This is a genomic window from Selenomonadales bacterium, from assembly GCA_018335585.1.
In the GTDB taxonomy this organism is placed as follows: Bacteria; Bacillota; UBA994; order UBA994; family UBA994; genus UBA994.
Map to the genome: position 1 here is coordinate 1 of JAGXRZ010000017.1, position 13,317 is coordinate 13,317.

14 protein-coding genes and 1 other RNA gene are annotated in these 13,317 nt (G+C 57.4%); 1 reads left to right on the plus strand and 14 read right to left on the minus strand.

Features of this window, described 5'->3' with window-relative positions:
- Positions 1 to 219: a transfer-messenger RNA gene (gene ssrA / locus KGZ66_02205) on the plus strand; the annotation flags it as partial.
- Positions 220 to 640: 421 nt separating this feature from the next.
- Here ssrA and KGZ66_02210 read toward each other — a convergent pair.
- From KGZ66_02210 to KGZ66_02275, 14 genes are all read right to left on the minus strand, one after another.
- Positions 641 to 1,414 carry a class I SAM-dependent methyltransferase gene (locus KGZ66_02210; GenBank protein ID MBS3984401.1) on the minus strand — a complete coding sequence of 258 codons (774 nt, stop codon included), beginning with the start codon at positions 1,412 to 1,414 and terminating at the stop codon, positions 641 to 643.
- Between the two features lie 277 nt (positions 1,415 to 1,691).
- Positions 1,692 to 3,287 carry a recombinase family protein gene (locus KGZ66_02215; GenBank protein MBS3984402.1) on the minus strand — a complete coding sequence of 532 codons (1,596 nt, stop codon included), beginning with the start codon at positions 3,285 to 3,287 and terminating at the stop codon, positions 1,692 to 1,694.
- Between the two features lies 1 nt (position 3,288).
- Positions 3,289 to 4,596: a recombinase family protein gene (locus tag KGZ66_02220; GenBank protein ID MBS3984403.1), complete on the minus strand. Its 1,308-nt coding sequence runs from the start codon at positions 4,594 to 4,596 to the stop codon at positions 3,289 to 3,291.
- Positions 4,571 to 4,810: a hypothetical protein gene (locus tag KGZ66_02225; protein MBS3984404.1), complete on the minus strand. Its 240-nt coding sequence runs from the start codon at positions 4,808 to 4,810 to the stop codon at positions 4,571 to 4,573. Before KGZ66_02225 ends, KGZ66_02220 begins: the two co-directional genes overlap by 26 nt.
- Positions 4,807 to 5,208 carry a helix-turn-helix domain-containing protein gene (locus KGZ66_02230; protein MBS3984405.1) on the minus strand — a complete coding sequence of 134 codons (402 nt, stop codon included), beginning with the start codon at positions 5,206 to 5,208 and terminating at the stop codon, positions 4,807 to 4,809. Before KGZ66_02230 ends, KGZ66_02225 begins: the two co-directional genes overlap by 4 nt.
- Positions 5,209 to 5,298: 90 nt before the next feature.
- Positions 5,299 to 6,036: an N-acetylmuramoyl-L-alanine amidase gene (locus tag KGZ66_02235; GenBank protein ID MBS3984406.1), complete on the minus strand. Its 738-nt coding sequence runs from the start codon at positions 6,034 to 6,036 to the stop codon at positions 5,299 to 5,301.
- Entirely contained in the window at positions 6,033 to 6,449 is a 417-nt protein-coding gene (locus KGZ66_02240) for a phage holin family protein (GenBank protein MBS3984407.1), read from the minus strand. Before KGZ66_02240 ends, KGZ66_02235 begins: the two co-directional genes overlap by 4 nt.
- 51 nt (positions 6,450 to 6,500) lie before the next feature.
- Positions 6,501 to 9,011: a hypothetical protein gene (locus tag KGZ66_02245; protein ID MBS3984408.1), complete on the minus strand. Its 2,511-nt coding sequence runs from the start codon at positions 9,009 to 9,011 to the stop codon at positions 6,501 to 6,503.
- Positions 9,008 to 9,640, minus strand: a complete 633-nt coding sequence (locus KGZ66_02250; GenBank protein ID MBS3984409.1) for a hypothetical protein — start codon at positions 9,638 to 9,640, stop codon at positions 9,008 to 9,010. The genes KGZ66_02245 and KGZ66_02250 overlap by 4 nt, the downstream gene beginning before the upstream one ends.
- 9 nt (positions 9,641 to 9,649) lie before the next feature.
- Positions 9,650 to 9,835: a hypothetical protein gene (locus KGZ66_02255; GenBank protein ID MBS3984410.1), complete on the minus strand. Its 186-nt coding sequence runs from the start codon at positions 9,833 to 9,835 to the stop codon at positions 9,650 to 9,652.
- A gap of 13 nt (positions 9,836 to 9,848) precedes the next feature.
- On the minus strand, positions 9,849 to 11,312 hold the full coding sequence (locus KGZ66_02260) for a phage tail protein (GenBank protein ID MBS3984411.1): 1,464 nt from the start codon (positions 11,310 to 11,312) through the stop codon (positions 9,849 to 9,851).
- 2 nt (positions 11,313 to 11,314) lie between these two features.
- Complete coding sequence (locus KGZ66_02265; protein ID MBS3984412.1) at positions 11,315 to 12,295, minus strand: hypothetical protein; 981 nt, start codon at positions 12,293 to 12,295, stop codon at positions 11,315 to 11,317.
- Positions 12,296 to 12,307: 12 nt separating this feature from the next.
- Positions 12,308 to 13,069: a phage tail family protein gene (locus KGZ66_02270; protein MBS3984413.1), complete on the minus strand. Its 762-nt coding sequence runs from the start codon at positions 13,067 to 13,069 to the stop codon at positions 12,308 to 12,310.
- Positions 13,069 to 13,317 (minus strand): hypothetical protein (locus tag KGZ66_02275; protein ID MBS3984414.1); only part of this gene is annotated, 249 nt, incomplete at its 5' end. The genes KGZ66_02275 and KGZ66_02270, both read right to left, overlap by 1 nt.

The following is a 13,317-nucleotide window of genomic DNA, read 5'->3' on the forward strand; positions in this document are numbered from 1 at the left end:
CCTCCTGCCCGCTGCTCCCGCGGTGCGGGGCCAGGGGGTCAAAAAAGCGGGATACCCGATCACCAATTCTCGGAGGTGTCAGGGGAAGTTCATCGAGATAGCCGTACTGTAGCCTGTCAGCGGGCGACAGCCCGGCGAAACCCAAAACACTGACTGCGCTCGGAGAAGTCGCTGTGGGTTCTCTTTCGGACAGGGGTTCGATTCCCCTCACCTCCACCAAATAATCTACCATCTATTGATAAACTATGTTTGTCGGATAGGTGGTTTTTGTTTTGCCCGAAAGTGCCTGATACAAGCCACTTTCGGGCTTTGTGCGTTTTGCCTTGTATCAATAGTTGGTATTTTCCAGAGGGCTTTTTCGGAGAACACTTGACTTGAACCGTGGCTGTTTCCGAGGCAGCTCAAGGGGCAAATCGTTAAAAGAAAGATAATCGTTAAAATTTGCACCGAAAATCGGAGTATCTTTTAACGATACACCGACCCGTTAAAATTAAGACTTCGGTCAATCAAAAAACAGCCCGCCCAAAGGCGAGCCGTACTCTCACGCAAAAAGTAAGATTTAATTTTACGGGATTCTGCGCCCAGGCCTCTTCCAAAGAACAGAATTAGGGAAGTTGTGCGGAGTGGCGGCGCACTATTTTTATATTTTTTTGCCGATATAGAAAACATATCCATAATACTGTTTATACTTTGAATACAATCCCGCCTCATACGTCATATTCGCAATAAAAGCCTCTACGGTTTTATTTCCAGTATATTTTTCCAAAAGTGCTTTTCCTGCTGCTTCTCGCGGAATAAAATAATTATCCGTCCAGCATTTTTCAGGCAATGTAAATGCGGCAACGGGAATATATCCCGATTTTTGCATTATTAAAATGTTATGCCCTATTGTGCTTATTTCAGGAACAGCATCAACCCACCACTTTTCAATTTCCTCGGGGCGTTCATCGGTAAACCACGACTCATATGTTACGGCAATATAGCCGTCTGATTTGAGGAAGTCCTTCCAATAGTTCAAGCCTTTTTCAAAACCAATATTGGCAATAGCCCCTTCAGACCATATAAGGTCAAATTCTTCTTTTTGGAAAGAAAGATTTTCCATTGAGCCAACAATGCCATTTACTCTTTCTTGGAAATTTAATTCTTTGGCATTTTCGTTAAGAGCATTAATAAAATCAGGGAAAAAATCAACACCAGTGATATTCCCAGTGATATTTTGTGCGAGAACCATTGTTTGCCCACCAGTTCCACAGCCCAAATCTACTACCCGTGAAGTTTTATTAAGATTATCCAGAAAACTTAATGCCTTAATAGTTATTTCAGGACTACCAGGCCCTTGCCGTTCCAATCCTACATGTAGTTCACAAATTAAGTTTAAGTCAAAATCATGAATTGATGTTTGTTCATTTACCATCTTTTACCTCTCGATTCGGTATAATATAGATACTGGTCACTGGTCATATATCTCAAAGCGCACACAAAAACCCTTCATTTATTATACCGCTACCCCATGCTCAAAAGCAACGCCAAACTAGAAACGGTAGCGAGTGCCCCCCTCAGCAAACGCAGTTATTAGCAGTCATAGAGACAATCTGCATACTTGTTCCGATAAAAGGGTTCTCATGAAAATAACCATAAAAACAGCCCGCCTAAAGACGAGCCGTACTCGGTTGCAATTATGGTTCTCAGTGTTAAGCAGTGACCTCCGAGCCGTTCCTGAGCCTGAATACCACCATGCCATCCCGACCGACTGTGGCGGCGTCAATGACCGCAAGCCATAGCTTTTCGTCAAACTCGGTGATGGCGAGCGGTCGGCTTTCGATATCCCGAATGAAGCCCTCGATAATCTTCGCCTTGCCGAGCCGCTCCCGCTTGGCTGTTTCCAACTCGTCAACCCGCTCCAATGCTATGCGGTGGCGTTCAAGGTAGGCCTTGTTGCGCTCCGCCCATTCCTTCTGGTTGACGGCGGTCCGGGCGTTTTCGTAGATGGCCTTTCGGGAAAGTTCCATGACTACCTCAATCTCGCGGTGCAGTTCGGCGAGCTCCGCATCTAACGCCGCGGTGTCGCAGAGGACGCCCTGGGCAAGGCGGCAGTCCTCGATCAACCCGTCGCGGTCGCTCATCAGGCTGTTGAACGCCGTGAGGAAACGGGATTTGATTTCATCCTCGGTGATATGCGGCGTACTGCAGCCCTTGCCCGGCTTGCCGAGCCGCTTGTACTTGTCGTTGCACTGCCAGATTTCCTTTCGGTAAGTCTTATCGCCCCTGTAACTGCCCCAGACCTTTTTACCAAACCACCCGCCGCAGTCGGCGCAAATAATCTTCGCCGCGAAAATGCTCGTGCAGCTTGTCGGTTTGCCAATCGAGCGGCGGCGCTCTATCTCTACCTGAACCGCGTCAAATTCGTCCGGCTCAATGATGGCGGGATGGCTGTCCTCGACGTAGTATTGCTGAACCTGGCCAGTGTTCTTGACCATCTTCTTGGTGAGGAAGTCCGAGCAGTAGGTCTTCTGCAGAAGCGCGTGGCCTTTGTATTTTTCATTGGTCAGGATTGACCGCACCACCGCCGTCTGCCATGTTTTCTTACCCGCCGGCGAAGGGATGCCATAACTGCCGAGGTATTTGGCGATTGCCGAGAAGGTCTTGCCCTCCATATACAGCCTGAATATCAGCCGCACAATATCCGCTTCGGCAGGGACTACCTTCGGCAAACCGTCCTCGCCCTTTTCATAACCGAGGAACTGGGCATACGGCAGGCTCACCTTGCCGTCGGCCATGCGCTTGCGCTGACCCCAAGTCACGTTTTCCGAAATAGAGCGGCTCTCTTCCTGCGCCAGCGAGGACATTATCGTAATCAGCAATTCGCCCTTGCTGTCCAAAGTGTATATGTTCTGCTCCTCGAACCATATCTCGCAGCCGACCTCTTTCAGCTTGCGGACGGTGGTCAGGCTGTCCACGGTGTTTCGGGCAAAGCGGCTGACCGACTTGGTGACGAGCAAGTCAAACTTGCCCGCCAAGCCGTCGGAGACCATTTGCTTGAAGCCTTCCCGCCGTTTGGTGTTCAGCCCTGAAATGCCCTCGTCCGTGTACCCGCCGACGAATTCCCAGTCGGGATGGCTCTGGATAAATTTCGTGTAGTAGTCCACTTGAGCGTTGTATGAAGTCTTTTGCTCGGATGAGTCGGTGCTGACGCGTGCGTAGAAAGCGACGCGCCGCTTGACCGCCGGGTTCCTTTCCTGTGCCGAGAGGGCGGGAACAGTGGCTGGGATGACCCGTACGTTAGCCATTCTAGCCGCCTCCCTTCAAGGCCTTTTCACGGGCGGCTTGCTTCATCTCGTCCGTCCAGCTTTCGCGGCGGGAGCGGTTCTCCCAAATGACCGTCCGCGCCGAGCCGTCCTTAAAGGCAAACGCCAGAACGCCGTCGTCCGGAACGGTTATCGAGGCGACCCTGGCCGCAAACGCGGCGTCGTCATACTTTTCAAGCCCCAGGGCCTCGGCGCATTTCTCTTTGAGGATATCTTCGGGTATCCGCTTGGCTGCGCACTCGTGCTTGCCGCGATAGGTGTAGGTAGCGCAAGCCCACGATGCCTTGGCGTACTTCGTGCCGACGCCGTTCATCTTCTTGCGGAATTTCGCCCCGCACCGGCCGCAGGTGATAACCCGCGAAAATTCACTGAAAGTAAGCTTACGGGGGTGGTTCGCCTTTGCCGCCCGCCGTGCCATTTCAACCTGTACTGAATTGAAAGTCTCCCTGTCGATAATCGCCTCGTGAGAACCTTCGACGTAGTATTTCGGCAGCTCGCCGTTGTTTTGCTTCTGGCGCTTGGTGATGTGATCGGCGACGAACGCCTTTTGCAGGCACATATCGCCGATGAATTTTTCGTTTCCGAGGATAGAGCCCACCGTGCTTTCCGACCATCGGCCGCCGCATTTCGTCGGCACTCCGAGCCTGACCAGCTTCTTCATAATGGCGTTCTTGCCAAGCCCCGAAAGGTAGTCGGCAAATATCATCCGCACCACCTCGGCTTCCTCCGGAATGACGGTCAGTTTGCCGTCCTTGTAGTCGAAGCCGTAAATGCGGATGTTGCTCGCGGGCCTGCCCTCATTAAAGTCCTTGCGGATACGCCACTTACGGTTTTCGCTGACCGAGCGGCTTTCTTCCTGTGCGTAGCTTGCGAGGATGGTGAGCATTAACTCCCCGTCGTTTGAGAGCGAGTGCAGGTTCTGCTCCTCAAAAAACACGCCGACGCTTAAGGTTTTGAGTTCTCGGACAGTTTCGAGCAAGGTCACGGTATTCCTCGCAAAGCGGCTGATTGACTTTGTGAGGACGAGGTCGATACGCCCTGCCCGGCAGTCGGCAAGCAGCCGCTGAAATTCCGGCCTGCTGCCCTTTGTGCCGGTTTCCGCTTCGTCGGCGTACACGCCGACATACTCCCATTCCGGCTTGCTTTGTATCAGGTTGCTGTAAAAGCTGACCTGAGCCGCCAGGGAGTGGAGCATTTCGTCCTTCCCGCAGGAAACGCGGGCATACGCCGCGACCCGTCGTCTGGTTGGCATCTGCGCCGTAGGTTCAATTTTCGTTATCTTTCTGCCCATAACGGCCTCCTTTCGCAGTACCATATATCACTCTGTTTTCCTTACATAGCAAGTCTTTTTCGAGGAATATACTGCGCGAGGATAAACCGTATTTCTGAGCGAGCAGTGTATTAATTGTTAGCAGGTCGGCTTCGGTAATAACGCCGTCCAAAAACCAATTCTTGAACACCGCCATAGCCGCCTTATAGCGGAGGATTGCTTCTTCCTTGTTCATACGGAAGCCCTCCTCGCCGCTCCGAAACAAGCTCTGGAGCAGTATTTGCGGTGGGCGTTGCCATAGCTTTCGAACTCCGCTCCGCAGGCCGGGCAGGCGAAACGGTAGACTGCCTTGCGGTTTACGGCTTCGGGGTGGGCCTTCCACCACACCATACGGCATTTGTCGGAGCAGAAGCGCTTCCGCTTCGCCCCCGGCGTATGTTCCAGGGGGCGGCCGCAGTTGGCGCAAGCGTCCATAGTGGCGGCTTGTTCGGCTTTCTCACCGATGCCGATATTGCTCCGGCGGCAGTAGGACTTGACGGTGTTTTCGGATATGCCGAGCGCGTCGGCGATAGCGGCGTAGCTGTCGCCTTTGCCGCGCAAATACGCGATTCGTTGTTTTTGCGTGTTGGTCATACGGTCGCCTCCCATTCCGAGGGGAAAAGGAAAAAACCCCTCACCATCCACAGGACAGCGAGGGGTCAGTTGGCAACCGAAACGTGCGAATTATTCGGTTTTGATGTAAGCGTCGACAAACCCCGCCGCCTTTACCTTGGCGAGCATGGCGTCGGCATTTGCCTTGGAGCTGAACGCCCCGACCTGAACGCGGTACAGCTTTTTCGGCTCGGTGGGCGCTGGCGCGGGTGGTTTCGGCGTTTCACCCGACGTGAGCAGCCGCTTGACCTCGGCGCGGAAGGTGTCCATCGACTTCCCGTGCCTTGGAAACCAGTGACCGGGGTCTGCGTGGTTTGAAGCGATGCCACGCCTATGCCCTTCATAATGCCCGATGATAACGCCGTCAGCCATTGGATCAAAGGTGTATTCCTTGCAGAGGAAAGCGCACAGTTCAGCGGCTTCCTTGTACACGGCGTTGAAATAGGCGGCGTCGGTCAGGTTATCCTCGCAGATCTCAAATGAGATGTGCGTGTCGTTGCCGGAGCCTCTCACGCCCCTGCCGCAGTGCCAGCCGCGATGGTTCCACGGCAGCGTTTGGTAAGTGGCAATCGAGCCGTCGGCAAGCCTCCCGATAAAGGCATGTACGCAGACACTTCTTCCATCCGGCCTGTCCTGATTCCAGTGGTTGTTGTGCCGGTTCCTCCCCAGCAGCCCGTCGTCCGGGCCGACATAACGCCGCAGCCACGGGTTGTTCGCGCCGGTGGAATGAACCATGATGCCTCTTGGCGTAATTGTCCTGCCCGCTTTGTAGCAGGCGTTGTTGGTGAGAATTAACGTGCGCAGGTTCATTTGTCTGCCCCCTCGTCATCGCGGGAGCCCAGCTGTCCCAAAATCGTCTTAAGTTTCTCGGGGATAGGCAGCCCCACATGCGCGGCGTTCTCCAGGATGGAAATGCCTTCGTTGCTCAAATAAAAGAAAATTACCGCCGTCCGGATCGCGCCGCCGTTGCCAATCACCTGACTGTCGACGATATGCCCCACGCCCACCAGCACAAAGATGAGCACCTTTTTAAAGATGCCCCTGGCGCCGATCTCGCTGGATAGTTTCTTCTCCATGACGGCACGCATCACGCCGGTCAGATAGTCGATGGCCACAAAGGCGATTAAGGCATAGAGAAATCCGTCCAGCCCGCCTAAAAACCAGCCGAGAAAGCCGCCGATGGCGGTAAAGGCCGCCTGTACCCAGTTCCAGAATACTTTCATTGAAAAATTGCCCCCTTTCCCCGTATCCGGGGTTTAGCTTCGTAAGAGTGCCTAAACGATTCCTGAACGCAATCGAAATACCAGCGGGTCCTGGTGCCCGAGCGCCCACAACCCGACCCCTTTTAACCCCCATCTGTGCTTCGCCAGGTTAGCCAGCATATCGAAATGTTCCGCATCGGAGTAGTGGGCGATGGAGAACCCCCTTGCGTCCCCTAGGAAAAGCTGGGTAAGCCACAGCCCCCGGTCGCGCAGCCGGAAGGTAACAGCCCTGTCGCTGTCAAAAGCCGCGAAAGAATCAGCGTGCAGATAGTCGAAGTCTGTCGAAATGCTTTCCTGCCTGGTCGCCGGCTCCTCCCCGGGGCCTTCAAAGCGGAAGTAGTCCCACGGTTCAAGCCATGTCACGCCGCTGCGCTGAATGCGCCCCAGTGTCTGGATTTGGCCATCCGGCAGAGCCACGTCAAGGGCCTCCTGCGGCACATAAACATAAGGGTCTCCCGCATCCAGCAGGCCGCACTCACAGGCCGCGCCGCTGGTGCGCAGCCCGAAGCCGCCGGAGACGGGGAGAGCCGCCGTCAAATTAAACACTCTGGTTGTCCCTACCCAGCAGTGCAGCTCGTTTCCCCGACTTCGCACCCGCAGCGTGTACCAGGTGTTTAAACTCACGCCCTGCGCCACGTCCGGCTGCAGCCTTGTCCATATCCCGCCTTGCCTTTGCCAAAGCTCCGCCGTCTGTGTGCCGCGCCGCAGCAAAAACAGATATAGATCGTTTACTCCCTGGGCTTTGAAAACAATGCCCATGGTGCCGCTCCCCGCCGTCATGCGCAGCCTGGCCCGGATGTTCAGGTCGCCAAACCCAAAGTAAGAAAGTTGCGCCTGGGCGTCCGCGCTTGCCTGGTCGGACTGGATTAACACCCGCCTTGCCGGGTCCGTATCAACGCTCCAAGCCCCGCCGCTGCGGCTGTAGAAGGCGAGCGTGTTGTCCCTAAAGTCGTCATACCAGACCCAGGCGTGCTCCGGAGCGCTTCGCAGCACTTCAGGGGTGAGGATATACCGCTCCGGCAGCACGAGGGTGCCGTTTACGTCTTTTAGCCTCCTTGGGGTAAGGGTAAATTCCGCCTCGCCGCCGGTCATGATAAAATTAAACTGCGAGCAGACTCTAAAGCCCCAGAACTGCGTACCATACTGGCTGCCCGCGCCGTGTACCTCCAGGGTGTGGCTTCCGGCAGACAAATGGAACCGCCCGGCCTTCAGCCAGTGGGTGCGGCGATGAAGGGGGTACCAGTCGGGAAACGGCCCGATTTGCACCGGTGCCCCGTTTAGCCGCAGCTGTAAAACCTGGCGGTTCCACCAGGGGCAATTCACCCTTACCGCCAAGTCATATTCCCCCGCCTGGGGGACGGAAAAAGAAAAAAGGGCCAGGCCCTCTTCTTCCAGCACCGGTTGAGTACCGGGAGGCGAACCCGGCGGGACGGGGAGAAGCTGGGGCGCCCTGGGGGAAATCCAGCCGCTGCCCACCGTCATAGCGCCGGAAACCTCGTCAAAGCCGTTGCCTGTCCTGTCCGTAACCTGCCCGGCAAACTCATAACGCGGCTCCTTTTCATAGGCGACCAGGTAATTCCGCCTGACCCGGCCCGCCTGGCCGGAAACCTTAGAGATGGGGCTTGTAACCCGCGCCGCGTCCATGCCTTCCTGGTAATCGTAGATGTGCAGGAGAAGGTATGGGCTTTGGCTGTCCTCGTCCAGAAACCCGGCAAAGGGGAGGCGCGGCTGCAGCTCGTGAAAAGTAAAATCCCCTTGCTGCCAGCCTAGCCAGGCGAGGAAGGTGCCGCCGCTGCCCCGGTAAGCGCCCGGGACAGGCCGCCTATCAATGCGCCAATTGAAGCCGAAGCCGGGGATGCCGAGAAAGATTTTCTCCTTCGGTATCCGCGTTACCGAATAGTCATAGATCTCCTCCATCCACCACACCGGGCTGATGGGCCCGGGAGCGCTGCCTGCCCAGGCAAAGGCGTAGCTCATGATCACGCAGGTATCAAAATATGGCTCCATCCGGCGGTAATCGCACCAGCGCTCCCAGGACGGCGCGCCGTCCCCGGTCATGGGCGGCAAGTCCCAATGCACGTAGCGTTGTGTCGGGCGGCTCTTAATGCTTTCGTAGATCCTCTTCGCCAGGGCCACCACGCCATCCGGGTTGTCGTTCGGCCCTTTTTCCAGGTCGATATCCACCCCAGCGGCGAAAGGGTACATATCCAGAATGCGGTGCAGCTCGCTGATGAACATGTCCTGCGCACCGCCTGTGTTCTCTACGATGGCCCGAAAGCGGGAAAGGATGCCGTCGTTTCTGACCGTCAGCAGGTGGGTGATATGCGGCCAGCGCGCTACCCTTTCCAGATCGGCGGCGGGTATAGTGCCGGTAATCCGCCCGGTGTTGTCAGGCACCAGAAAATCAAACAGCCCCATATGGGTTATCCTGTCGCCGTAATCCCACCATTCTTGCCTGGCCCGGGTGGTCTTTAAGAAAGACCAGGTCATAAACCCCCGGCCTTCCTGCCGCATACCGCTCATATCCTTTTCCCTCCTTCCGCCAGCTGCCATTCCTGCAGTGCGATGAGCACCCTGGCCGAAGGCTCCGGCCGCAAAGTTGCCTGTCCCGCGTCCAGCCCCAGCAGAGTAACAGGGAAGCGGGGATTGCCCCAAGCGGCATAGAGGAACCGGCCTTTAAACTGAACGGGGCTGCCATCTTGCGATACCCGCCGCTCAGTGCCGATAACCGCTAACTCCTGGTTGCTCGCCAGCACTTGCGGGAAATAAAAAAGCCTGGTCAGCCGGTCCTGCCCCAAGGCGATGCCTTTGCTTAAGTTTTCCTTTGCCCTGATGTGAAAGTCCAAGGCCGTGGGCACAATTACCGCCCCCGGCTCCACCGCCCAGTAGGCGCCACGGTTGGGGACAATCAAGGTCTTAGCGCCCCTTACCACGGCGTTGTAGTGCTTTGGCGGGGACGGGCTGCCGTTTTCCCGCAGTTTTTGCAGCATCTCCTTGGTGTTTTGGGAGTAGCCGGTTAAATGCTTTCCTTCCTGGAGCATCACGTCCGTAAACAAAAAAGAGCCCGCGGCGTCAGAGATTACCGCTTGGGCCCGGATACTGGCCAACCGTTTCCCCTCTTCCGGCGCGAAACGAAATAAGTAACGTTTCATTTTCCGCACCTACTCAAAGGAGAAGCGCAGCTCCGCGGGGTGGCCGTTCCACAGTGTAGCCAGCCTGCCGCCCTGCAGCACGATGTCGGCGATGTTGACCTGGCCGCTTGCGTCCTCCAGGCAAAGGCGCACTTCGATTCTCTCAACTTTTTTGCTTGGGGACACAGACTGCACATAAGGCTCAAAAAATGCCATGGCGCATAACTCCTTACTCAAGGACCAGGGAAACAAACCGCGTTTCGCTGCTGCCGTCCTCGTAATGGATGATCACCTCAACCCCGACCCTGCCGTTTGGCCCCAGCTGGACATTTTCCAAGGCCGCCCGCAGGCTTAACACATAGCTGTCCCGGTGGGCGGGATGCACGGTCTGCGTCAGCGTCTTGGATACGCCCAGCGCGCCCACAGCTTTAAAAGACGCGCCGCCTGAATAGCCCTTTGTGCCATCCACCGTCCAGCCGTCGTTTATCCAGTATGCGGTACCGCTCTCCGCCCGGGAGTTTAGGAGCAGGTTAAAGACGGAGAGCTGCTCGATGTCTTTTTTGTCCACCATATCCGCCGTATCAAACAAAGCCACGGAGTGCTTAACCTGGCTGAGCGTCTCCGAGAGGTCTTTGCGGACAGCGGCCAGCTCGATTTCGCTCCGCCAGGGCTCCTCCACAAAATAGCGCATGCGCACGACCCTTGTCTTGACATAAATGCCGGAATCCTCGTCGTAAACCGTCACCACATCGCCCAGGCTGACCTTTTCCCCCTCATAACCCGGCAGGGCGGAGAGGTCGACAATACCGCACTCATAGCTTACCTGCGCCTGGCTGACGGCGGAGAGAAACGCCTGGGCATATTCTTTCAGTTGGTTGGGGTCGGTGAATTCCTCTGCGACAAGGACTGCAGAAGGAGGGGGATCGTAGCCGCTCTCCACCTCCAGATAGGGGATGCCGCTGTTCACCGTGGCGATAGTCAGGCCGCCCCTGCCCCGGGGATAAACCCTGGTCGCCTGCTCGATTACGTTTCTTTCCTCCTGGGCCCGGCGCAGGTTTTTCCCCCTTAAAAAGAAAACGTTGCGTTCTTCCCCCGCGGCGTCCCGCAGGGACACCGTTTTTTGTTTTGTCTGAAAACCCAGCTCCACTTGAAAGAGGCGCTCCATCTCCCGCAGCGCTTCCAGGCGGTTGCAGCCGCCCCGGAAAACGAAGGGCCGGACGGAGGAGGCAGGAGCGTCCCCCGCCTGCCAGCCCGTGCCTGATAAAAGGTAGGCAAGCACATCCGCCGCTACGGCGTTTTCCCATTCCCGCGCGGGCGCGTCCGGAGCTTTCAGCAAATCGTACCACAGCGCCCAGGCTTCAACCTGCCAGTACCTGGCCCCCGAGTCGTCCTCCTCGTTGGCGAGCACCATCGCCCGGTAAACGCTCCCCGCCAGGTCAAGCATCATGCCGGTCTCCAAAGCTTCCGCGCCGGGCTTTACCGGCAGCTTGAACTCCAGCCGGTCTTCGCTGCCCAGGGTCTGGTGCACGATGATCTCATAGGCGTCGTGCAGGAGGGCGACCGGCTCCATCTGCTTGTTGACGACGACAGGCACGGCGAAGCCCAGCCGGTCATACCAGGGAACCGGGTGCCAGGGGAGAAGGATGCGGTTGTAAAGAGGCCCTGTGTTATACCGCCTGCCGCTGTTATACACTGCTACGCCCTCCTTAGGAAGACAGCGGGCCTAGCCCCGGTGATCTGCGCCGCGCCTAATGGAAAGGCGGCGGGGAAACCGTCAGCGTAGGCCCTGGCCAGCCGGTAGCCGGTAATCCAGGCCGCCCCCAAATCCTCGCTGCCCAGCGCCAGCATGCCCGTGCTGGCCAGGCCCTGCAGGCTCGGCGTAGCGTCCTGCAGTCGCGCCAGCCAATAAAGGCCGGGCAGAAGCGTTAAATTCGCCTCCAGCCACCTGATGCCCGTCGTGCCTGTGGTCACTACCCCGGCGTCAAGGATCAGCGCGCCCGGATAGACCGCGCCGCTGTCGGCGTATACCCCGAGCCGCGCGTTGCCAGCGGCGGCGGTAGTGACATTGACGGCGACGCGGTCGAAAGACTGGGCGGCCGGCACATAAAACGGCAAAAGGTCGATGTTGTTGGCCGCGGTGGTCAAGGGGGCCATCCCGGCGGCGGTGATACCGGCGTGGTACAGCCCGAGCCGCCGGTAACGCAGATAATCCAGCGCGTCCAGGCGCAGCTTGTCGCCCGCCGTTATAAACCCGGCCGTTTCAGCCGTCGCGGCAGTATGTGCTGTGCCGCCCGCGCCCACGTGGCCGCTAAAGGGCGAGGTAGAGTGCACATAAGAAAAATCCGCAGCGATAGTGACGCCGGGGGGTTGCTGCTCATGAAAGACGACCATCCCCTGGGCGGCGTAGAGAATATATTCCCCCGCGGGAACGGTTTCGCCGCTACGCCTGATCACAGGCGCGGGGCTTTCCAGCCAGTTGCGCATATCCCCCTCATAAATCCGCCGGTGCAGGGTTTCCTCCGGCTGGTCTTCCACGGGGGAAAGCGTATGGTTCTCAATACTGGCCACGTCCATCTCCAGCACCGTTTCCAGTTTGTTGACCGCGTCCTGCAGCCCGGAGATGTCCGCTCCGTAGATCTCTCTGCTTGTTACTCTTTTAAATGGCGTCTTAGCCACGGTATCCCTCCTTTACAGCCAGCGGTTGCGGCAGCTTATCTCTAAGTTTGACCAGGAAGCGCCTCCTGCCGCGACCACTTGAATGGTGTTGGCCCCTGGCGTGAGCTGGGGGAAGCTTGGCCGCTCCAGCAGGTGCAAGGCTTTCTCCCTGTTTTCCCCCCGCACAAGAACGGCCGTCTTTTGCCGGCCATCCACCTCCAGCCGCTCCCCCGCGGAGAGCGCTCCCCGGTAGGTGAACTGCTCCTCATTGACTCTGACCGTCAGAAACTGGCTGCCCCCGCCCGATATGCCCCGCAGCAAAAAGAGGGGGTCTGACGGCGCCGTCCCCCTTTGATAGTGGGTGTAGGGGCTTGTCGTTATGAACAGCTCATCCGGCGCCAGGTCGTAGGCGAAGGGGTCGTCGCAGGCCATCCGCAGCGTAAACAGCCCCTGGCTTGCCGTTACCTGGATTTGCAGATCCGCATCCGCCCAGGTGGCCAGATAATACCTGTCCGGCGAGTCGTCAAAGACCAGCCGCTGCGCTCCCCGCATTGGGTTCAGCCAGGAGCGCAGCCGGTCCAGCTGCTGATAGAGCTCCTCATATGACGCGATTTTAAGCCAGCAGTCCAAGCTGAGCACGCGAGTTTCAAAGTCGGGCGGCATCCTGAAGACGCCATGCCTGCCCGGCATGACGATCACCTTTTCCCGCACCCCCGGAAAAAGGGAGAGAGGGGAGCGCAGGAGATAAACGGAGTAGCTGCCGCAGTGTTCCCCGGCAAACGAGAAGTGCCCCATTACAATCTCCCCCTCCCCCGGTTAGCCGCCTCGATATAGCGGTACAGCCTGCGGCTGATCTCCTCAATATCCGTTTCCGCGCGCACGGTCATATTCTCCACCACCACCAGCGGGCCGCCCTGGCCGTATGCTCCCGCCGCTACCGGCTGCCCTGGCGGCTCCGGCGGCACCGTCAACGAAGGAAGGCTTACTTCCAGCAGGCTGCCAAGCATCCGCTCCGCCTTGGGGATAGCGTTTTTGATGCTCTC